The sequence below is a fragment of the Pseudomonas sp. So3.2b genome (assembly GCF_019464415.1).
GTDB classification, from domain to species: Bacteria; Pseudomonadota; Gammaproteobacteria; order Pseudomonadales; family Pseudomonadaceae; genus Aquipseudomonas; species Aquipseudomonas shahriarae.
The window spans coordinates 2719273-2742192 of the sequence record NZ_CP080494.1; the positions used below are offsets into that span (position 1 = coordinate 2719273).

13 protein-coding genes are annotated in these 22920 nt (G+C 62.2%); 11 read left to right on the forward strand and 2 right to left on the reverse strand.

Features of this window, described 5'->3' with window-relative positions; genetic code table 11:
• Positions 1-10: 10 nt before the first annotated feature.
• The 9 genes from K1X80_RS12135 to K1X80_RS12175 all read left to right on the forward strand — a co-directional run bounded on the left by K1X80_RS12135 (position 11) and on the right by K1X80_RS12175 (position 12381).
• On the forward strand, positions 11-1288 hold the full coding sequence (locus K1X80_RS12135) for an alkane 1-monooxygenase (protein ID WP_057959850.1): 1278 nt from the start codon (positions 11-13) through the stop codon (positions 1286-1288).
• Positions 1289-1434: 146 nt separating this feature from the next.
• On the forward strand, positions 1435-1929 hold the full coding sequence (praA, locus tag K1X80_RS12140) for an alkane oxidation protein activator PraA (protein ID WP_057438657.1): 495 nt from the start codon (positions 1435-1437) through the stop codon (positions 1927-1929).
• A 129-nt stretch (positions 1930-2058) separates the two neighbouring features.
• The gene (praB, locus tag K1X80_RS12145) at positions 2059-2574 is read left to right on the forward strand and encodes an alkane oxidation protein activator PraB (protein WP_076964898.1); all 516 of its coding nucleotides are present in this window, start codon (positions 2059-2061) and stop codon (positions 2572-2574) included.
• Between the two features lie 125 nt (positions 2575-2699).
• Positions 2700-4142: an outer membrane protein transport protein gene (locus K1X80_RS12150; RefSeq protein WP_076964899.1), complete on the forward strand. Its 1443-nt coding sequence runs from the start codon at positions 2700-2702 to the stop codon at positions 4140-4142.
• 295 nt (positions 4143-4437) lie between these two features.
• Positions 4438-6963: an acyl-CoA dehydrogenase gene (locus K1X80_RS12155; RefSeq protein WP_216312688.1), complete on the forward strand. Its 2526-nt coding sequence runs from the start codon at positions 4438-4440 to the stop codon at positions 6961-6963.
• A 143-nt stretch (positions 6964-7106) separates the two neighbouring features.
• Positions 7107-8450: a 3-oxoacyl-ACP reductase gene (locus K1X80_RS12160; protein ID WP_186626300.1), complete on the forward strand. Its 1344-nt coding sequence runs from the start codon at positions 7107-7109 to the stop codon at positions 8448-8450.
• A gap of 2 nt (positions 8451-8452) precedes the next feature.
• Positions 8453-9355 carry a MaoC/PaaZ C-terminal domain-containing protein gene (locus tag K1X80_RS12165; protein WP_057438655.1) on the forward strand — a complete coding sequence of 301 codons (903 nt, stop codon included), beginning with the start codon at positions 8453-8455 and terminating at the stop codon, positions 9353-9355.
• On the forward strand, positions 9352-10650 hold the full coding sequence (locus tag K1X80_RS12170) for an acetyl-CoA C-acetyltransferase (RefSeq protein WP_057959844.1): 1299 nt from the start codon (positions 9352-9354) through the stop codon (positions 10648-10650). Before K1X80_RS12165 ends, K1X80_RS12170 begins: the two co-directional genes overlap by 4 nt.
• Before the next feature lie 27 nt (positions 10651-10677).
• Positions 10678-12381 (forward strand): AMP-binding protein, encoded by a 1704-nt coding sequence (locus K1X80_RS12175; protein ID WP_057438654.1) that lies wholly within the window; start codon positions 10678-10680, stop codon positions 12379-12381.
• 950 nt (positions 12382-13331) lie between these two features.
• On the opposite strand, the gene K1X80_RS12180 is transcribed toward K1X80_RS12175, so the two are convergent.
• The gene (locus tag K1X80_RS12180; protein WP_057438653.1) at positions 13332-14447 is read right to left on the reverse strand and encodes a Gfo/Idh/MocA family protein; all 1116 of its coding nucleotides are present in this window, start codon (positions 14445-14447) and stop codon (positions 13332-13334) included.
• 328 nt (positions 14448-14775) lie between these two features.
• Here K1X80_RS12180 and K1X80_RS12185 point away from each other — a divergent pair, with 328 nt between their 5' ends.
• Both K1X80_RS12185 and K1X80_RS12190 read left to right on the forward strand, forming a co-directional pair.
• Positions 14776-15816 (forward strand): YCF48-related protein, encoded by a 1041-nt coding sequence (locus K1X80_RS12185; protein WP_057959843.1) that lies wholly within the window; start codon positions 14776-14778, stop codon positions 15814-15816.
• 15 nt (positions 15817-15831) lie between these two features.
• Positions 15832-18207 (forward strand): RND family transporter, encoded by a 2376-nt coding sequence (locus K1X80_RS12190; RefSeq protein ID WP_198800244.1) that lies wholly within the window; start codon positions 15832-15834, stop codon positions 18205-18207.
• Positions 18208-18257: 50 nt separating this feature from the next.
• Here K1X80_RS12190 and K1X80_RS12195 read toward each other — a convergent pair whose 3' ends face one another.
• Positions 18258-22919: a hypothetical protein gene (locus tag K1X80_RS12195; RefSeq protein WP_220172920.1), complete on the reverse strand. Its 4662-nt coding sequence runs from the start codon at positions 22917-22919 to the stop codon at positions 18258-18260.
• Between the last annotated feature and the right edge of the window lies 1 nt (position 22920).

Below are 22920 nucleotides of genomic sequence, written 5' to 3' on the forward strand. Positions count from 1 at the left end.
GGAGGTTGCCATGAATCAGACCCTGGCCGCCCCGCACGTCTGGACCGACGGCAAGCGCCACCTGTGGTGGCTCGGCATCATGCCTCTGGCGACCCCGCTGCTGTCCGGCGCCCTGGCCATCACTACCGGCGTACAACAACTGTGGTGGGTCGGTGTACTGGTGATTTTCGGCTTGATCCCGCTGATTGACGGCCTGCTCGGCGAAGATGTCAGCAACCCGCCGGAATCCGCTGTCAGCGGCCTTGAATCGCAGAAGTACTACCGCTGGATCGTCTACACCGGGGTGTTGTTCGTTATTTCCTCGGTGGTGATCACCGGTTGGCTGGCCGTCAGCGGCATCGACTGGATGATCAGCGGCGGGCTGCTGCAACTTACCGCCTCCCTCGATCCTTCGAGCTGGATGGCGCAAACCGCCAGCTTCCTGACGGCCCGGGTGCAGTTGCACGGTGAGGTCAGTGGGTTTACCTACCTGGGCATGGCCATGTCCACCGGCGCTGCCACCGGCATCGCGATCAACACCGCCCATGAACTGGGGCACAAGCCGCGCCTGCTGGAGATTGTGCTGGCGAAGATCACCCTGGCGCCGACCTTCTACGGGCACTTCTACACCGAACACAACCGTGGCCATCACGTACGCGTTGCCACCCCGGAAGATCCGGCCAGCTCGCGACTGGGGGAGAGCTTCTGGGCCTTCCTGCCGCGCTCGGTGTGGTTCAGTGCGCGCTCGGCCTGGAACCTGGAACGCGAACGCCTGCGCAAGCTCGGCCTGCCGGCGTGGCACTGGAAGAACGGCGTACTCAGCGCCTGGATGTACAGCGTGGTGTTGTGGGGCGCGATGATCGCCTGGCTGGGCATGGCGGTGATTCCCTTCCTGTTGATCCAGGGCATCTACGGCTTTTCGTTGCTGGAAGTGGTGAACTATGTCGAGCACTACGGGCTTAAACGCCAGAAGTTGCCTAACGGCCGTTATGAACGGTGTTCGCCGCGCCACTCGTGGAACAGTAACCGTATTGTCACCAATATCTTTCTGTTCCAGTTGCAGCGCCACTCTGATCATCACGCCAACCCGACTCGCAGTTATCAGTCGTTGCGCCACTTTGATGAATCGCCGCAACTGCCGTATGGCTACGCCAGCATGATTGTCTGGGCCTATATCCCTTACTTATGGCGCCGGCGTATGGATCACCGGGTACTACGGCATTATTCGGGGGATGTCACCCTGGCCAATATCCAGCCATCCAAACGCTTGAAGATACTGGAGAAGTACGGCAAGACCAGCACCTTCTAATGTGAATTAACTGTTGTAGGGCGCACTCGGGATCTGTGTATCGCGCAGGTTTTCATCGCCCACGGTTTGCCGGTTTCGAGTGCTGCTTAGTTGCAAGAAAGTTGTTTGACCCTAACAAAAATAAAATCAAGGGAAGGACGTACACCATGCAAACACCTGCCAAGTTCACTGCGCATATCGTGCTCGCTGCACTGGGGCTTATTGCCTATCACCAGGCCCAGGCCGCCCGTATCGAACCCGCCGGCAGCGCCTTCACTGCCCAGGGCCCCATCAGCTTTTCCAAGGGCGCGCTGATCAGCGCCGACTGCACCATCAAGGTGGCCGGCAAGGTCGCGGCCGATGGTTCGCAAGTCAATGTCGACAAGGTCGAGTTTGACGGTGGCCTCAAGTGCAGCCGCGTCGAAGCCATCAACCTGCCGTGGATATTAGTGGCCAGGGATGCCAGGAGCGGCTCCATGTCGAAGATCAGCGTCGATGTGCACGCCTTTGGCCTGGGCGGCAAGTGTGGCCCGTCCACTGCCGAAGGCACCTGGGATAACGCCACCGGCAAGTTGGAAGCGGTCAATGTGCCGATTGGCGAAGACTGCAAGATCAAAACCGTGTCGATCAAGATGCCGCCGACGTTCAAAGTCGTCGAGTAAACCCCCGAATTTGTAGCGGTAAATGAATTGAAATTTGGCTGGAAAGGGAAGTTCTGCTGTTTCTCCGTGACCTCTCGATCATGGCCATTACCCCGGCGAAATGACTCGCCATACATGTGAGGAAAAATAATGAAAAGTTTGAAAACCCTCGTTTGTGTAAGTTCGTTTGCTCTGTGCTTTGGCGCGGCTTCGATGGCCAGTGCGGCGTCTTTTAGTCCAATTGGAGCGACGTTTACTACAGGGGCGACTGGGAGCATTGTTGTTAAATCACCTTCGTCGTTTCAGCAGCCCGTAACATGTAAGGCTGTATTCGAAGGCAAGGTGCGCCCTGATGGTAAGGCAGATATCACCAAAGTAACTATCTCTCCAGGATCAAGCGTGCTGTGCAACCTACCCAATATCACTGGTTTGCCTTGGTTGCTGGAAGCCACCAGCACAAGTGCCGGTAAAGCTTACAACGTTGGTTACACGATCACTTCGTTCCCTCCAACCAACTGCGGCCCTACGGCTATCGATGTAGCGCTGGCCTCAACCCCAGCTCCGTCTCCAAGTATCACTCTTGCTGCGACCAACCAGCCGCTTAGCGGCAGTTGCACGGTGGTGACACTGAACGTAGGCGCTACCGGCGTCACCATTGTTCCTTGATGCCGGCACTTCGGAAATAGGCTTGATCACCCGGTGAAAAACAGGTGCCTCGTCAGAGGCATCTGTTGAGGTAAAGCCGTTCGGTCCAACCGGCTGTGACAAATAAAAACAATAAGGAGTGACGCATGAATAATATGAAGCAGCAGGCCCAGGCGTTGTTAGGCCTGGCATTGTTGGGCGGGCTGATCGCCTCAGCGGGAACCGTTCAGGCGGGTGGTTTCATGACGCCAACCGCAAACACTGCTGGTTGGGGCCGGGCGTTTGGTGGGGGGTCGATGTTCAAGAACGACCCGTCATCGGCGTACAACAACCCTGCTGCCATGGCTTTCATTGACAAGACCATTTCGCAGTTCACCATCAACTACGCAAACATCGACATCAAATACAAAGGGTCGGCGTATGACTACGCTGGCAATCCGACGTCCAACACGGTCTATGATCCCAATACTGGCGAGTTAACATCGACACCTCGCACCGGTAATGGCGGTCAAGGCGGCTTCGAAGCGTGGGTACCCACTGGCTTCATGGTGATCCCGATCAACGATCGTTTTGCCTTTGGTTTGAGCCAAGTGGTGCCGATGGGCGCGCGCACAACCTGGGATGAGGATTGGAAAGGTCGCGACTTCGCGGTGGACACCCGCATCGAAACCGTGGGCCTGACCGGCTCCCTGTCGTTCAAGGTCAATGATGAGTTTTCCATCGGTGGTGGTGCGATTCTCCAGCACACCAAAGGCTTTGTGAGCCAGAACGTCGATCTGTATGCCGCTGCTGCGCAGTCGCCGGACTTCGGGATGATTCCGTTCCCGGCCGGCCAGGGCTTCGCCTTGATGCGGGTCAAAGTCGACAATAACTCCCTGGGTTGGTTTGCGGGGATGACCTGGAAACCCACGGCGCAGGACACCCTGGGCTTGAACTATCACGCCAAGATCAAGAACAAGCTGGAGGGAAAGTACAACATGTACGCCGATCCAGGCTCGGAAGGGCTGATGACCACCCCGGTGGTCGACGGTAAAACCCTGGTCGAGTTGGCTTACCCTGGGCTGAAACTGTATCCGGGCGGTGCCAATGCCTCCACGCAACTGGATATCCCTGCCAACGCGTCCCTGGACTGGGTACACGACTTCTCTGACCGCCTGGCCCTGGGCGCCAGTGTGACCTGGACCCAATGGTCCTCCTTCGAGGCGCTGACCTTGAAGTCCAATGGCAGCACCATCGTGTCGATCCCGTACAAGTACAAGAACACCTGGATGTATTCGTTCGGCGGTGACTACAAACTCACGGATGACTTTACCGTGCGTGCCGGTGTGGCCTTCGACCAGACCCCAACCCGCAACTCCACCCGTGACCCGCGTATCCCGGATGGGGATCGCACCTTCGCTTCCCTGGGCTTTGGCTACAACATCCGCGCCATTCCGGGCCTGAGCATCGACGGCGCGTATTCCCGCCAGTTTGTGGAGACCGTCAAGCTCAAGACCAAGAACGTTGACCGTCTTGGCGCAGCGTCGCTGGATGGCAAATCCGAGGCCAAGGGCGAAGTGGTCAGCCTGTCGGCTACCTACGCCTTCTGACCTGGGGTTGTATCTGCGTAGTGCCTGGGTAAACGCGTAGTCAGCGCATCTTTCTACTGCGTTTACCCGGTGCTCCACCTGTGGGGCGCCCAAGCGACCCCTGGTGATTTCCTTCTCCCTTTAACACTTCGGCTGACGCGTTCGGCCGAGAATTATTTCGCAAAGACATTAAATAAAAATTTCAAAACAAAATTTGAATTTGGCTTTTCAAGTTTGTAGTGTGGTGATCAGTCGCAGGCCGTACCGACCTGCTGCTGTGCGTGCCGTGCCCTGAATAATAAGTAGAGGTATCTCCATGGTTATCTGGTTATTGGCGGGACTCGCTGTGGCGACTGCCCTGGCGTATCGACAAGCGGCAGCCACCCTGTGGCTGGGTGCTGGCCTGGCCTGGTTGGCGGGCGGCTATCTGTTCAATGTGGTTGCAGGGCTGGGCCTGAGCGTTGCGGCGTTGCTGGTGGTGGTACCGGCGCTGCTGATGAGCATCAAGCCCCTGCGTCGCACGCTGTTGACCAGCAGGGCCCTGGGTCTGTTTCGCACGATCATGCCGGCCATGTCCGACACTGAACGCGCGGCTATCGAGTCCGGCACCGTGTGGTGGGACGCCGAGTTGTTCAGCGGCAAACCCAATTGGCCGCGCCTGCTGCAAGCCGCGCCGGCACGCTTGAGCGCCGAAGAACAGGCCTTTCTCGACAACGAAGTAGAAACCCTCTGCGACATGGCCAACGACTGGGAAACCACCCAGGTCTGGCAGGACCTGTCGCCCGAAGGCTGGCAGTACACCAAGGACGCCGGCTTCCTCGGCATGATCATTCCCAAGCAATATGGCGGCAAAGGCTTCTCCCACTATGCCCATTCGCAAGTGGTGATGAAGCTGTCGACCCGTTGCTCGGCGGCAGCGATTTCGGTGATGGTCCCCAACTCCCTGGGCCCCGCCGAACTGTTGCTGCATTACGGCACCGACGTCCAGCGCAATTACTACCTGCCGCGCCTGGCCCGTGGCGAAGACATCCCGTGCTTTGCCCTGACCAGCCCCTATGCCGGCTCCGACGCCGGGGCGATTCCCGACCTGGGCATCGTCTGCAAGGGCATGCATGAAGGCCAGGAAGTGCTGGGCTTCAGCGTGACCTGGGACAAGCGCTATATCACCCTCGGCCCCATCGCCACGGTGCTCGGCCTGGCCTTTCGCGCCGAAGACCCTGACGGCCTGCTGGGCCAGCCCGGTTCGCTGGGCATCACCTGCGCGTTGATCCCCACTTCCCATCCCGGGGTGAACAGTGGTCGCCGCCATTGGCCCCTCAATGCGGTGTTCCAGAACGGCCCGACCACCGGCAAGGACGTGTTTATCCCCCTGGAGTGGGTGATCGGCGGCCGCGAGCAAGTGGGCAACGGTTGGCGCATGCTGATGGAATGCCTGGCCGCCGGGCGCGCGATTTCCCTGCCGTCGGCTAACGTCGGCCTGGGCAAGGTGGCGGTACGCGGTACCACGGCCTACGCGGCGATGCGCAAGCAGTTCGGCCTGCCGATTGGCAAGTTTGAAGGGGTGCAGGCGCCCCTGGCACGTATGGCCGGGCACCTGTATGCCTGCGATGCGGTACGTAAAGTGTCGGTGGCGTCGTTGGATGCCGGCGAGAAACCCTCGGTTATCTCGGCAATTGCCAAATACCACGTCACCGAGCGTGCGCGGATCATCGTCAACGATGGCATGGACATCGTCGCCGGCAAGGGCATCTGCATGGGGCCCAACAACTTCCTGGCCCGTGCCTATCAACAAAGCCCCATCGCGATCACGGTGGAAGGCGCGAATATCATGACCCGCTGCCTGATCATCTACGGTCAGGGCCTGATCCGTTGCCACCCCTACGTATTCCGAGAAATGGAAGCGGCGCGCAACACTGATAATCGCCAGGCGTTGCTCGAGTTCGACAGCGCCATGTTCGGTCACCTGAGTTTTGTGCTGGCCAACACCGTACGTGCGGCAGTGCATTCCCTGACAGGCGGACGGCTGATTGGCGTACCGGCCAAGACGGATCCGGCGCTGGCGTCCTACTACCGCCAGGCCAATCGGCTGTCGGTGGTGCTGGCGTTGATTTCCGATATTTCCATGGGCGTGCTGGGCGGCGCGCTCAAGCGCAAGGAAAGCATCACCGGGCGCCTGGGCGATATTCTGTCCCAGCTCTACATCCTGTCCTGCGTGCTCAAACGCTTTGAGGACGATGGCCGGCCCCAGGCCGACCTGCCGTTGGTGCATTGGTCGGCCCAGGATGCCTTGTTGCGGGCCCATGAAGCCCTGGCCGAGGTGCTCGACAATTATCCTTCGACGCCGGCTGCGGCAGTGATGCGTGGCTTGAGCTTCCCGTTCGGCATTCCCCGGCGCAAACCCTCCGACCGCCTGCTGGCCCAAGTGGCCGAGCTGGTGCAGACCCCGGGCGAAAGCCGCGACCGTTTGCTGGCCAATTCCTACATCCCGCGTCCGGAAGTCGACAAGCTGGCCTATGGCGAACTGGCGTTCCGCCTGCTACCCCAGGTGGAGTTGATCGAAGGGCGGCTCAAGGCGGCGGTCAAGCAAGGCACCCTCGGCCCGATGCCGATCAGCAGCACGGCCTTTACCGCCTGGCGCATCAAGGCCCGCGCCCTGGATTTGATCAGCGCCGACGAAGACGCCTTGCTGGCGCGCTATGTGGAATACGCCGATCACGGCATCCAGGTGGACGACTTCCCACAGGACTTCGGGTTGCTGGAGGCCTTGCAAAAGCGCCAGCAAACGTTGGAGCAAGCGGCCAAACCCAGCAGCAAAAAACGTGAAAACGCCCCGGTGAACTAGAAACGAGCGCGCTCAATGGGGGAGCGGGCTTGCCTGTGATAGCGGTGTATCTGCGCCACAGATGCAATCGGACCCACCGCCATCGCAGGCAAGCCAGCTCCCACAAGGGGTTGGATTTGCAGGTCAGGAAAACGGATTGATTTATGAGCGACAGCTACCTTTCTTTTGTTAATTCTGCCTGGGGCCGTCGTCTGGCCCAGGCTATCGGCTTGCCGCAACCCTTGGCCCTGCAACGTCACCGCAGCGGCCAGCAGGGCCTGGCCAACCCGGTGATTATCGCTGGGGCAGGGCGCCTGGCGGACGAAGTGCGGCGCCTCTTCAAGGCCACCGACACCGTGCCGGCCCAGGCCGCCACGCTCAAGGCGCCGTCCACGGTCAAGGTCCAGGGCGCGGTGTTCGATGCCAGCGCCGTGGTCGACCTCAAGCAACTGGACGAACTCTACGAATTTTTCCATGCCAACGCCCGGCGCCTGGGGCCGCACGCGCGGGTGGTGCTGCTGGGCACCGCGCCCGAACACTGCCAGGACTTGCCCCAGGCCATCGCCCAGCGAGCTCTGGAGGGCTTGGTGCGATCCTTGGCCAAGGAGCTGCGGCGGGCGATCACCGTGCAGTTGATCTATGTCGCGCCGGGTGCCGAGCAGGCCCTGGACAGCAGCTTGCGCTTCTTCCTGTCGCGGCGTTCGGCCTATGTCTCGGGGCAGGTGGTGCGCCTGGAAAAACCGGTCGATGCCGCCCCCGCCATCAACTGGGACAAACCCTTCAGCGGCCGCCGCGCCCTGGTCACTGGGGCCTCCCGTGGCATCGGCCTGGCCATCGCCCAGGTGCTGGCCCGTGACGGCGCGCACGTGGTGTGCGTGGATGTGCCGCAAGCGCTGCCCTCCCTGGAGCAGGCGGCCAGCAGCGTCGGCGGCCAGGCCTGGGCGCTGGACATCACCGGCGCCGATGCGCAGCAGCAGTTGCAGGCCTATGTGGCCGAGCATGGCGCGTTTGATGTGGTGGTGCACAACGCCGGGATCACCCGCGACAAGACCATCGCCAAGATGACCGAAACCGCCTGGCGCAGTGTGCTGGCAGTCAACCTCGAAGCGCCGTTGCAGTTGAGTGAAGCCTTGTTGCAAGGGCAGGGGCTCAAGGCCGGTGGGCGGATTGTGTGCGTGTCGTCGATCTCCGGGATCGCCGGCAACCTGGGGCAAAGCAACTACGCCACCTCCAAGGCCGGGGTGATTGGCCTGGTGCAGGGCCTGGCGCCAGTGGCGGCGGCGCAGCAGGTCACGGTCAACGGCGTGGCGCCGGGGTTTATCGAGACCCAGATGACCGCGAAAATCCCGCTGATGATTCGCGAAGCGGGGCGGCGCATGAACTCCCTGTCCCAGGGCGGGCAACCCATCGACGTCGCCGAAACCATCGCCTGGCTGGCGCACCCGGCTTCGGGCGGGGTCAACGGCCAGGTGGTGCGCGTATGTGGCCAAAGCCTGTTGGGAGCCTGAGCATGGACGACGTGACGCAGATTATCGACCCGCCACCGTCGCGCAATCGCCTGCTGCTGGACGGCCTGTTGGCGATGCGCAAACCCAGGCTGGAAGGCGCCCCCACGTTGCCCCGGGAGCGCCTGGTGCGCTCGGCGGTGGAGTTGAGCGCCCATGCTATTGCGGCTTATGGCCGGGCCTGTGGCTTTCGGCGCGAGCAAGGGGTGCCGCTGTCCTACCCCCATGTGCTGGCGTTCCCCTTGCACTTGATGTTGCTGACGCGCCCGAGCTTTCCGTACCCGGCCAGCGGCATGGTGCATCTGGCCAATCGCATTCGCCAACATCGACGCCTGCAGGAAGGTCAGGCCCTGCGCCTGGAAGTGTTTGCCGAGCGCTGGGTGGCCCATGCCAAGGGCCAGGCCTTGAGTATTGCCACCCACGCTTACAGCGCGGGCGAGTTGGTGTGGCAAAGCGAAAGCCTGTACCTGCGTCGCGATGTCGCCAACCCGGTGGGCGAGCCATGGGGCGACAGCCTGGCATTGCCCGAAGAGGGCGTGCGGCGCACTCAGCGTTGGGTGTTGCCAGCGGACCTGGGGCGGCGTTTTGCCAAGGTGTCGGGGGATTTCAACCCGATCCATACCTCGTTGATCGGCGCGCGGCTGTTCGGTTTTCGCCGGGCCATCGCCCATGGCATGTGGACCCTGGGCCGCGCCCTGGCCGCCCAGCAACCCCCAGGCGGGCTGGACGTGGCCGAGGCCCATTGCGATTTCAAGTTGCCGATCTTCCTGCCCGGCCAGGTCGCCCTGTGGAATGCCCCGGCAGACGGCCCGCGCCGTGCATTCGAGGTGCGCAATCCGGCCGGGGACAAACCCCACATGCGTGGCCTGTTTATCTGGACCTCGCGTTTTGATGAGAGTCGTTCATGAGTGACTACAGCTTCAGCCCCGCCCCGACGCGCCGCGTGGCGATTGTCGGCGGCAACCGCATTCCGTTTGCCCGCTCCAACACGGTGTACGCCCACGACAGCAACCAGGATTTGCTGGTGGCTGCGCTGCAAGGCCTGGTGGACCGCTACAACCTCCACGGCCTGCGCCTGGGCGAGTTCGCCGCCGGCGCGGTGATCAAACACTCGCGGGACTTCAACCTGGCCCGCGAGTCGCTGCTGTCCACCACCCTGTCCGCCGAGACCCCGGCCTACGACCTGCAGCAAGCGTGCGGCACCGGCTTGGAGGCGGCGTTGCTGGTGGCCAATAAAATCGCCCTCGGCCAGATTGACGTGGGGGTTGCCGGGGGCGCCGATACCACCTCCGACGCGCCCATCGGCATCAACGAATCCCTGCGCCGCACGCTGCTGGCGGCCAACCGCGCCAAGGGCAGCGGCAACAAGTTGCGCAGCCTGTTGCAGGTGCGCCCCTCGATGTTTTTCAAGCCGCTGCTGCCGCGCAATGGCGAGCCGCGTACCGGCTTGTCCATGGGCGAGCACTGCGAAGAAATGGCCAAGCGCTGGCAGATCAAGCGCCTGGCCCAGGACGAACTGACCCTGACCAGCCACCAGCGCCTCGACGCGGCCTATAAAAATGGCTTCTTCGACGACCTGATCAGCCCTTATCGCGGCCTGTCCCGCGACAACAACCTGCGCGCCGATGCCAGCCTGGAGAAGCTCGCCAGCCTGTCTCCGGCCTACGATCGGCAGAACGGCACCCTCACGGCCGGTAACTCCACGCCGCTGACCGATGGCGCCTCGGTGGTGCTGCTGGCCAGCGAGGAGTGGGCCGCGGCTCGTGGCCTGCCGGTGCTGGCCTACCTGCGTACCGGCGAAACCGCCGCGGTGAACTTCGTCGACGGCAGCGAAGGCTTGCTGATGGCCCCGGCCTATGCCGTGCCCCGCATGCTCGCACGCGAAAACCTGAGTTTTGCCGATTTCGATTTCTTCGAGATCCACGAAGCCTTCGCCGCCCAGGTGCTGTGCACCCTCAAGGCCTGGGAAGATGCCGATTACTGCCGTGAGCGCTTGGGGCTGGAGGCGCCACTGGGGGCCATCGACCGCGCCAGGATGAACGTCAATGGCGGCTCGCTCGGTTGCGGTCATCCCTTTGCCGCCACCGGTGGCCGCCAGTTGGCGGCGCTGGCCAAGGCCATTCACCTGCGCGGTGGCGGGCGCGGTTTGATTTCTATCTGTGCCGCCGGCGGCCTGGGCATTACCGCCATCGTTGAAAAGTAGCCGTACAACAACAATAAGGAGACTGCGATGAACGCTGTAAGCCTGGACCAAACCGAACGTATCTGGCTGAACGCTTATCTGCCTGGGGTGCCCAGCGACATCGACGCCGGCATCGAGGACTACCCGTCGTTGCGCGAGGTGTTTCTCGAACATTTGCACAAATACCGCGACCGCGTGGCCTACGTCAGCATCGGCACCGAAATGACCTACGCCACCTGGCAGGCCCAGGGCATCGCCTTTGCCGCCTGGCTGCAGGCCCAGGGCGTGCGCAAGGGCGATCGCGTGGCGTTGATGATGCCCAACTGCTTGCAGTATCCGATCTGCCTGTTGGGCACCATCCTTGCCGGAGCGGTGGTGGTCAACGTCAACCCGTTGTACACCTCCCACGAACTCAAGCACCTGCTCAAGGACAGCGGCGCCGAGACCGTGGTGATCTTCGAGAACTTCGCGCATACCCTGGAAAAAGTCGTGGCCGGCAGCACGGTCAAGCGCGTGGTCATTGCGGCCATCGGCGACCTGCTCGGCACCTTCAAGGGCGCGGCGATGAACTTCATCCTGCGCCGGGTGCAGAAGCAGGTGCCGGCCTACAACCTGCCGGGTGCACTGCGTTTCAACCAGACGCTCAAGCAGGGCCGGGGCCTGACCCATACGCCGGTGCCGCTGGCGCGTGAAGAACTGGCGTTCCTGCAATACACCGGCGGCACCACCGGCGATGCCAAGGGCGTGATGCTCAGCCACCGCAATATCATCGCCAACCTGTTGCAGGCCAAGGCGTGGGTGGGTGATCAACTGGACCAGAACCAGCAGGAAACCAACGTCACCTTGTTGCCGCTGTACCACATCTTTTCCCTGACCGTGAATTGCCTGATGTTCATGTGCCTGGGCGGGCGCAATATCCTGATCGCCAACCCACGGGACGTGAAGCGGGTGCAGATGATCCTGCGCAAGGAGCGTTTCAACGGCATTGCCGGGGTCAACACGTTGTTCAACGGCTTGCTGGAGAACGCAGAGTTCCGTGCCCGGGACTTTTCCGACCTGCGCCTGGTCATCGCCGGCGGCATGGCCACGCACACCGCGGTGGCCAAGCGCTGGAAGGAAGTCACCGGGCTGCCGATCATCGAGGGTTACGGCCTGACGGAGTGCTCGCCGGTGGTGAGCATCAGCCCTATCGACATCTCGCGCATGCGCGAGATGGAATTTACCGGCAGCATCGGCGTGCCACTGCCGTCGACCTGGGTGCGCTTTATTCGCGAGGACGGTGAACTCGCCGACATCGGTGAACCGGGTGAACTGCAGGTGCGCGGCCCGCAGGTGATGCAGGGCTACTGGCAGCGCCCCAAGGAAACCGCCGAAGTGCTGGATGCCGAGGGCTGGCTGTCCACCGGGGATATCGGGGTGATGAATGAACAGGGCTTCATCCGCCTGGTGGATCGCAAGAAGGACATGATCCTGGTGTCGGGTTTCAACGTGTACCCCAATGAAATCGAAGACGTGGTGGCGTTGCACCCGGGCGTTGCGGAAGTGGCGGCGATTGGCGTGGAGGATGGGGTGACCGGAGAGAAGGTGAAGATTGTCGTGGTGCGTCGCGACCCCAGCCTGACCCAGGAGCAGCTGTTGGCGCATTGCCGGGAATACCTGACGGGGTACAAAGTGCCGAAGTTTGTCGAGTTTCGCGTCGAGGAATTGCCCAAGACTACGGTGGGCAAGGTCCTGCGCCGCGCATTGCGCTGACTTGATGCGGTCTAATGGGGGAGCGGGCTTGCCCGCGATGACGGAGTGCTAGTCAATACATTTGCTGACTGACAGCCTGCCATTGCGGCATGATTAGCTACACAACTCTCTTTTCGGTATGTGTACATATCCGTTGCTGCGGTTACGGCCACTTAGGGTTCCGCCCTTACGGCGGCTCACTTTGGAAGAGCGCCAAAGTAAGCAAAGCGCTCTTGCCCCACCACTCGGTGCCTCGCCTAGGCTCGGCATGCCCGCAGTCAGGCATTGCTCCGTGGGCCCGCCGCGATCGGCCATCCCTGGCCGTGTCGCGGCTACCCCGGCATCCATGCCGGGGTGCCCACTGCGCAATACCTGCCTGCGGCCATCGTGGTTTAACGGGGCGCCTGAGATCAAGATCAAAAGCCAGATCAAAAGCAGAGCAACAGCAATGCCAGAGCGCGAAGCTGCCTTCCCCTGTGGGAGCGGGCTTGCCCGCGATGGCGGTGTATCAGTCGATAAATCTATTGGCTGGTACACCGCCATCGCAGGCAAGCCAGCTCCCACAGGTACACGCGCACGCCTCGACGATCAGGTCGGCTGTCAGGCCGCCTCGCTTTGCTTGTGATTTTGATCTTAGGCGCCCCGTTAAACCACGCTGGCCGTCATCCGATATTGATTTGGGGGGTAACCCGGCAGGACGCCGGGTTAGCCGCGCTGGGCCATGGATGGCCCATCGCGGCGGCCCCCCAAATCAATGTCGGATGACGGGCACACCGAGCCTGGGCGAGGTGCCGAGTGGTGGGGCAAGAGCGCTTTGCTTACTTTGGCGCTCTTTTCCAAAGTGAGCCGCCGTAAGGGCGGAACCAATAGCCGCCGTAACCGCAGCAACGGATATGTACACAACCCCAGAAGAGAGTTGTATAGCTACCTATGCCCATCGCGAACAAGCCCACATCAATCGGTGCAGGTCTTTAAATTTCGCTCACGTTGACCCACCGCTCCTCCCGCGCCGCCAGCCGAAGCGCTGTCGCCAACCGCTCCACCTCCCACGCCGCTTCAAAATCAGTACCCGCGGCACCTTGCCCGGCCAGGGCCATGATCAACTCCTGCACTTCCAGGGTTTTCAGTTCGTTGTACCCCAACTGATGCCCCGCCGCCGGGCTGAACGCGGCATAGCCGGGCAGGGCGGGGCCCGCCAGTAAACGCTGGAACCCCTGTTCACCGGCGCGAAACAGGCGCAACTCATTCAATCGCTCCTGATCGAACGCCAGGGTGCCGTGTGTGCCGCTGATCTCGAAGCTCAAGTGATTCTTGTAGCCGTGCTTGAGCCAACTGCTGCTGACGGTGCCGCGTGCGCCATTGGCAAAACGCAGCAAGGCATGTACCTGATCATCCACCGCAATCGAACGCCACTCGGTACTGCCAGGGCTGGCCGGGCGTTGGGCGTGGACGGTCTGGCTGTCGGCGCACACCTTGCTCACATCGCCCACCAGATAACGCGCCATCGCCAGCAGATGACTGCCCAGGTCCGCCAGGGCGCCGCCGGCATGCTCCACCTCACAGCGCCAGGACCAGGGCGACGCCGGGTCGGCCATAAAGTCTTCACTGAACTCGCCCTGGAAACTGATGATCTGCCCCAACTCGCCCGCGTCGATCATCTGTCGCGCCAGGGCGATCATCGGGTTGTGCTGGTAGTTGTAGCCGACCCGAGTCACCACTCCAGCCTCGTAGGCGGCGAGGCGCATGGCGTCGGCTTGCTGCAGGCTGGTCGCCAGGGGTTTTTCGCAATACACCGCCTTGCCCGCCGCCAGTGCGGCCATGGCCATGGGGTAGTGCAGGTGGTTGGGGGTGGTGATAGCGACCAGGTCCACGTGCGGGTTATCAATCAATTGTTGCCAGTCGCCATGGGCCTGGGCAAAGCCCCAGGCGCTGGCGCAACGTTGCGCGCGCTTGGTATCGGCATCGGCCAGGGCCGCCAGCGTCAGGTTGAAGGGAAGCTCAAACACCGCACGGGCGTTATTGAACGCCAGTGCGTGGGCACGGCCCATGAAGCCTGTACCGATGAGGCCGATTCCGAGTGAGCGCATGGCGGTGGTCCTTTTGAATTATTGTTTCAGGAACGCAATTAATAGAATAAAAATTCCCAATGATCAATATATGGAATAAAAATATCGCCTCGCGAATGCGGGCAACTCATCATTTCAGCGAATGCAGCTATATTCAGCGCGAGGGCAAAAGGTCTTTAGTTAACAAAAGATAACGTAGCGCCGATTGTCAGACGATTCGAAAGCCCGATAGGATGGCCCCTGCTTCCTCAAGGGGCTCTAGATTGCAGGTTTGCGCACTGCGAACACCCTGGAAGGTGTTACGACCTAACAATAATAAATGGGAGAAAGGTCTATGAGTGAGCCTGTCATGGGTGTGGGTTTTTGCCGCCCGCTCGCGTCGCGCAAGGTCGCGGTGCTGGCCACAGCGCTCTCGCTGCTGGGGGTTGTCGCGTTGTCGACGGCTGCCCAGGCTGCAACCAGCGCCGCAGAACCTGCGGCATTTGCCATTGAATCGCCAAGGGCCGAAAAAGGCCTGATGATCGACGTCGTGCAGGCCGGCAAGCGCCTGGTGGCGGTCGGTGATCGCGGGCATATCCTCTATTCCGATGATCAGGGCGCCACCTGGGTGCAGGCCAAGGTGCCGACCCAGCAATTGCTCACGGCGGTGTTTTTTATCGACGACCAGCATGGCTGGGCGGTCGGGCATGACGCCAAGATCCTCGCCAGCAGCGATGCCGGGGCCACCTGGAGCGAGCAGTTCAAGGACCTCAGCCGCGAAGCTCCGCTGCTGGACGTGCTGTTCAACGACCCCAACCACGGCTTTGCCGTGGGCGCCTACGGTGCGCTGATCGAGACCACCGACGCGGGCAAGACCTGGGAGGATGTCAGCGACCGCCTCGACAACGAAGACCAGTACCACCTCAACGCCATTGCCCGGGTCAAGGACGCCGGCCTGTTTATCGTCGGCGAGCAGGGCAGCATGTTCCGCTCCAGCGACGAGGGGCAGACCTGGGAAAAACTCGAAGGCCCTTACGAGGGCTCGCTGTTTGGCGTGATCGGCACCGCCCAGCCCAAGACCCTGCTGGCCTACGGTTTGCGCGGCAATCTGTTCCGTTCCACCGATTTTGGCGACACCTGGGAGCCGGTGGCGCTCAAGGCCGCCCGTGGCGCCCTGGAGTTCGGCCTGTCGGGCGCGACCTTGCTCGACGACGGCACCCTGGTGGTGGTGGGTAACGGCGGCAGCGTGGTGGTCAGCCACGACGATGGCCTGACGTTCAGCGTATTCAATCGCCCGGACCGCATTTCACTCTCGGCAGTGACGGCGGCGGGCAATGGCGACTTGATTCTGGTGGGGCAGGGTGGCGTGCGCGTCGCCGAGCCAACCGGCGCCGAACGCAAAAAACAATAAGAAGGCGGGGACAGAATGAGCAGTCATCACAACGATAAAGCGACCTTTCTTGAGCGCCTGATCTTCAATAACCGCCCGGCAGTGATCGTCATCTGCCTGCTGGTGAGCATTTTCCTGTTCTGGCAGGCGACGTTGATTCGCCCGTCCACCAGCTTCGAAAAAATGATCCCCCTGCAACACCCCTTCATCGAAAAGATGATGGAGCACCGCAACGACCTGGCGAACCTGGGCAACACCGTGCGCATCTCGGTGGAGGCCAAGGACGGTGACATCTTCTCCAAGGAGTACATGGAGACCCTGCGCCAGATCAACGACGAAGTGTTCTATATCTCCGGTGTCGACCGCTCCGGCCTCAAGTCCCTGTGGAGCCCCAGCGTACGCTGGACCGAAGTGACCGAGGAGGGCTTTGCCGGCGGCGAAGTGATCCCGCAGAGCTACAACGGCTCGCCGGAAAGCCTCGACCAGTTGCGCAACAACGTGCTCAAGTCCGGCCAGGTCGGGCGCCTGGTGGCCAACGACTTCAAGTCGAGCATCGTCGATATCCCGCTGCTGGAGTCCTACCCGGACCCGCAGGACCAGGGCAAGTTGCTGGCCCTGGACTACCAGAAGTTTTCCCACGAACTGGAAGACAAGATCCGCACCAAGTTCCAGGAGCAGAACCCCAACGTCCAGATCCATATCGTCGGGTTCGCCAAGAAGGTCGGCGACCTGATCGACGGCTTGATCATGGTGGTGCTGTTCTTCGGTGTCGCGTTCGTGATCACCCTGGTGCTGCTGCTGTGGTTCACCAACTGCGTACGCAGCACCATCGCAGTGTTGATTACCACGCTGGTGGCAGTGGTCTGGCAACTGGGCTTGATGCACTTTTTCGGGTTCGGCCTGGATCCGTACTCGATGCTGGTGCCGTTCCTGATCTTCGCCATCGGCATTTCCCACGGCGTGCAGAAGATCAACGGCATCGCCCTGCAATCCAGTGAGGCCGACAACGCCCTGACGGCAGCCCGCCGCACGTTCCGGCAACTGTTCCTGCCGGGGATGATCGCGATCCTCGCGGATGCGGTCGGCTTTATCACCCTGCTGATCATCGACATCGGCGTGATCCGTGAACTGGCCTTCGGCGCTTCCATCGGTGTGGCGGTGATCGTGTTCACCAACCTGATCCTGCTGCCGGTCGCGATCTCCTATGTGGGCATCAGCAAACGCGCGATTGCCAAGAGCAAAAAGGACGCCAACCGCGACCATCCGTTCTGGCGCCTGTTGTCGAACTTCGCCAGCCCGAAAGTCGCGCCGATCTCCGTCGCCCTGGCCGTGATCGCCTTTGGTGGCGGTCTGTGGTACAGCCAGAACCTGAAGATCGGCGACCTCGACCAGGGCGCCCCGGAACTGCGCCCGGATTCGCGCTACAACAAAGACAACAACTTCATCATCAGCAACTACTCCACCAGCTCCGATGTGCTGGTGGTGATGGTCAAGACCAAGGCAGAAGGCTGCTCGCGCTACGAAGCCATGGCACCCATCGACCAGTTGATGTGGAAGATGCAGAACACCGAGGGGGTGCAGTCGGCGATCTCCCTGGTGACCGTGTCCAAGCAGATGATCAAGGGTATGAACGAGGGCAACCTGAAATGGGAAACCCTGTCGCGTAACCCGGATGTGTTGAACAACTCCATCGCCCGTGCCGATGGCCTGTACAACAACAATTGCTCCCTGGCGCCGGTGCTGGTGTTCCTCAACGACCACAAGGCCGAGACCCTCGACCGTGCGGTGCATGCGGTGCAGGACTTCGCCAAGGAAAACAACAAGGAAGGCCTGGAGTTCATCCTCGCCGCCGGCAACGCCGGGATCGAAGCGGCCACCAACGAAGTGATCAAGGAAGCCGAGCTGACCATCCTGATCCTGGTCTACCTGTGCGTGGCGACCATGTGCATGATCACCTTCCGCTCCTGGGCGGCGACCCTGTGCATCGTGCTGCCGCTGGTACTGACCTCGGTGCTGGGCAACGCGCTGATGGCGTTCATGGGCATCGGCGTCAAGGTCGCGACCCTGCCGGTGGTGGCGCTGGGGGTGGGGATTGGCGTGGACTACGGCATCTACATCTACAGCCGCCTGGAAAGCTTCCTGCGCGCCGGTCTGCCGTTGCAGGAAGCCTATTACCAGACCCTCAAATCCACCGGTAAAGCAGTACTGTTCACCGGCCTGTGCCTGGCGATCGGCGTGTGCACCTGGATCTTCTCGGCCATCAAGTTCCAGGCCGATATGGGCCTGATGCTGACCTTCATGCTGCTGTGGAACATGTTCGGTGCACTGTGGCTGCTGCCGGCACTGGCGCGGTTCCTGATCAAACCGGAGAAACTGGCGGGGCAGAAGGGCAACTCCTTGTTCGCCCACTGACCCAAGAGGCCCCCCTGTGGCGAGCGGGCAATTCCGCTCGCCACAGCCGGTCAGGGGGCCAGCGGCAGGAACCAGCGCTGCACCAACGCCTTGCCGATCAACCCGCGATGGACATCCACGACTGCCTGGGGGCTTTGCGCCCTGGCCAGTTGCGAGTAGTAACTCTGCTTGCGCTGCTCCCGGGTTTTCAGGTGGGCGGCGGTATACAGTTCCTTGGGCGTATCGGCCGCCGGGTAGTGCAAGTGCGCATACCACAACGGATAGCCGCCCTGGTCGTTCACCGCATACTCCTGGACAAAATCCCGACGCTCGCCACTCAGTTGGATACGCTCCCCCAGCAACCCTATGTTGGCGCGCTTCTGTTCGATCAGGTACTCGAGGTTGCCGTGGGTCGGGGGCAGGTCCAGGCACAGCTGGGTACGCAGCGCCAGGCCTTGCTCACTCAAGCGCACCGCCGCCTGGCGCATGTTGTTAACCAGGGTTTGATCCGCTGACGTACGCGCCTCGGCGGGTTGGGCCTGAATCGCCAGATGCAGTTCGTTGGCCAGTCTGTCGTAACGCACCGCTTCAAATTGCAGCACTTCCTGCACTTCTTGCGGGTGCCGGGAGATTCTCCGGTATTGCTCGCCACGGCGCAGGTGTTCTTCGAGCATGGCCAGCAGCTTGCGGGCTTCACCCTTGACCAGGCTCAGACTGCGCGGTGCTGGCGCAGAGGCCGGTGGTCGCGACTCCTTGTATTCGATCCACTGGTCCCCCCGTTGTGAATACATGGCCAGCAGTTGGTCACTGACCTGGGAGCGAACCTCCACCGTTTCCACCGAGCCCACTGGCTTGACCTCACCGATAAAGGTGCCCTTTTTCGGGGTACGGATCACTTTTTTCAGAGGCTTGCCGATCATTGCCGGGCTGCGTCGGCTCGGGCGCCTGGGGGGCTGGGCGACGGGCTTGATTTCGCCGGCCAGTTGCTTGGCGGCGTCCTGGTACAGTCCCTCTACCAGCGTGACCAGCTTGGCAAAATATTCGCTGTCCAGCTCATCGGCATTGACGATACCCAGCCCCTGCAACGAATCCAGGCCCCGGCCATAGTGTTCCACCAGGCTTTCCAGCACGCTCACGCGGTCCTCGGCCGTCAGTTCCAGGTCGTTCAGCTCACTGTGGGTACGCAAGTGTTCCTGCAGGGGCTCAAGGATGTCGATCAGTACATCGACCAGTGGATGATCCGGGTACTTGTGGGTCATCAGTTCGTAGTTGCGCATCAGCAGATCCTTGACGGCCAGGGCGCTGATTTCCTGCGGACGGTCCCAGGTCAGACGGTTGTAGTATTCGCTGCCGGCGGTGCCCAGGTTGAACAGTTGGTCCAGGTAGCGGTCGCGCAGCTCCAGCCAGTGGATCGAACGCTCATTGATGGCAATCATTTCGCGGATGAACCGCTGGTAAGCCGCAAAGTCACTGAGCACAGCCTCGGCCAGGCGTGTGCTTCGGGACGTGAAGTGACTGTTGTTGCGGTACAGCGCACCGCGATCTTTCTCGGCCACCACCACATGCTTGCGCGTATTGTTGACGATGTTTTCCAGCAAGCTCGCCACCGATTCGGGTGGCAAGGCAATCCCCAGCTCGCTGCGTTCTTTCAGGCTGTCCAACTGCTGCTGGTATTCCAATGTCTGTTCCTGCAGGGCCGTATCGAAGCGCTGGCGACTGTCAGCCTGTTGCGCTTCGCTGAAGCGTGGGTCTTCGGCGGTCCTGGTCATCACCCCCAGGATAATCTCGATCCGGTTTTGCCGGGCCACCTGACCCTGGATGAACTGTTCGTAAGAACGCTTCAGTTGGCTGACCCGTTCAGCCCGTCGCTGGCGTTCGGCGGCGATCCGCCTGGGGGGCATGCCACCGCGCAGGCGCAGGCGGGTGTCTACCGACCACACGCCGTTGGCATCGCTGCGCAGGTAAGGGCCGCTGCGGCTGGGGTCGCCAGGGGCGACGACCCTGATGTCGCCCTCCGGCTCCAGGCTCACTTGCAACCACTCGCCGTTCGCCTCGGCGTGCCAAATGTTTTCAACCAGATACAGCCCCCTGCGTGGCCCATTCAGCACGGGGCGGGGCAGGGGCGTCGGCCGGATGGCCTTGAAGCTGCTCAGCCGCACGCGCTGGGCAGGCGTCAGACGTTGACGTGTCTGGGCAAAGCTGAAGTCCAGCACATTGCGGCGGGTGTCCGGCAACACACCTGGCAGGGCCACGGCTCCCTCGCGAACTGTCGGCGCCGCGGGCACCGGCCATTGTTCGGCAATACGCGGCGCGAGGGCCGAAGGCAGTGCACGCGCCTTGAACCCGGCAGTCAGGGGCGGGTAAGACGCGGTCACCTCGGGCGTCGCTTCGAACAGCAGCAGGCCGAGGTTGAGCAGCAGATCGACGGCAGCCAGTTCCCGGGTCTGGCGGTCGGGCGCATCCAGCGCCGGTATGTCCTGGTCCAGGCTGGCCATCAGGGCCATCAACCAGCCGGTGAGCATCGCCCGACCACGCAGCAACGGCAGCAGCAGGTTGCCGAACAACAGGCTGCTGCCTTCCAGCAGTACCCGCCAGCGGCTCTCGCTGTTGGACACCGACTCGCGGTTGGCCTGTTGCACCAAGGCACGGGCGTGGTCGCTGAACAGGTAGCTCATCAGGCGCCCGGTCACCAGGCATTGTTGTAATTCATCGTTGATGCCATCGCTGGACAGGCGCGCCGGCACCGGCTTATTCAGGGGGGCAAATTCATCGCCCTGGCCGAAGCGCAGGTAATGTGGTTCGCGCAAGCCACCGTGGGCATAGATCGGCCGGGCGCTGTCGCTCAGCCAGGTCAGCACACTGTCTTGTAGCTCGCCGGGCTGGGCGATGGCCTCGAACAGCGCCTCGCGGCTGGCGAATTCCAGAAGCGCTTGGGCATACAACGGGCGGTACAGCAGATGAGGGCCGACCTCGGCGTCCCGCGTTTCGATCAAGTACATGTTGCTGACGCTGTCGGGAGAGGCGCCAGGGGCCCGCACCAACGCCAGATGACGGATCACCACCTGACGGTTATCAACCTGCTGCTCGGCAACATTACCCTGCATCAGCGCGGCCACCAGGCGCGTGCCCTGGCGGCTTACGCCGGCCTGTTGTTTGAGGCACAACTCCAGCGCCAGCAACGGCAGTTGCGCGGCCTGCTGATCGGCAAACAACGTTTCACGCTGCTGCGCCTCGGGACTGTCGCCCAGCAGGTGCTGCTCCAGCAGGCGGGGGTAGTGCTGGCCGATATCGACCTTTTCAATGAGGCCACCGGCGCCCATCAAATAGTCGGCGGTCAGCCACGACGGCAGCGCCAGGCCATGGCGATGGGTCAGGGTCACGGTGCCGCTGGGGCGGCTGGCCAGGTTGTCGATGGCCATGTCCGTGAGGCTCATGCGCTCGTGGCGGATAATTCCGACGGTGCCCGGATAGCCAGCGGTGACGGCGAAGGTCAGTTGCAGGTCGTCGGGGTGCAGCGCGGCGACAGACGGCGGCGTCGGCAACAGGGAATCGAAGTTCACGGCGTCGTGTTGCAGCGTTTGCAGCAGGGTCTTGACGGTGTAGGTGCGGATATCGTCCAGATCACTGAGGAAGTGGCGCCCGCCGCCGCGCTGTTTGGCGCTGGCCAGCGCCAGGGCATAACGCCGGTAAGTCGCGCGGTCGTCGGCGCTGGCCTGTTGCAGCCAGCTCGGCAGGTGTGGGCGCAGGGTGTCCAGGGCCTGGGGTGGGGCGGCCGGCGAGTCGCGGAAAAACCGGCCGGGATCGGTGAGTTCAGCATACAGCGCCTGCCAGGCGCTGAAGGGCTGGGCCGTGGGCAGGCGCAGGTTGCCCAGGTCTGCCAACTGGCGATTGAGGATCATCGCCGCCTGGTGTTCGAAGATATCGCCGTCGGGCTCGTAGCGCTGGATGAGGATATCGTCGACCTGATATTGGCTGCCCAGGCGCTGGCCGTAGGCCTGGACCAACCCATCCATGGAGGCGAACACTTCAATGCCGCCGCCGGGGCTGCACAGCAGCACCGGCATCTTGCCGTTCACGGCGCGGACCAGCACCAGTTCCGGACTCAGCAGGTGGCTGCTCTGTTCCCCGCTCTTGAGGGTGACTTCCAGGCCATAGGCGAACACCACACCCTGGCCATGGCGGGCGATTCGCGCTTCACGGTCGGGGATGGCCACCAGTTGGTCGATCGCCTCCTGCGCCTGGGCATCCAGGCCTGTGTGGCGAAGGGCGGATACGCGCAAGGTGTCCATCAGCACGTGCGCAAGCCAGCGCCAATGCCCGGCGTCCCAATACTCGGCCAAGGCATTTTGCAGGGCGATGGGCAGGGTCTGGGGCAGTTCGCCAACCAGGCGTGCGATGACCTGCATATTGAGTTGTTCCCCGGTCAAACCGGGCAGTTTCAGACGTTTTGGCGGCTCGTCGGAGAGGTACCAGGGCACGTTGTCCACATCGCTGAAGTCCAGCGCTATGCCACTGGCCAGCGCATCCTGTACCACTGGCATAAATGGCTGTAACAGCCAGCTGCGGCGTTGCGGCCGGGCCAGGCGCGTGCGACTCAGGTCTATCGTCAGCGTTGGGTATCGGGCGCCGATGGCCGCGGCGAGTTGTTGGCGGATCACCGTTTCCAGCGCGGGGCGATCAGCAAATCGAGCGCTCACGGCATGGGCGATGGAGGAGGGGGTGAGGTTTTGCATA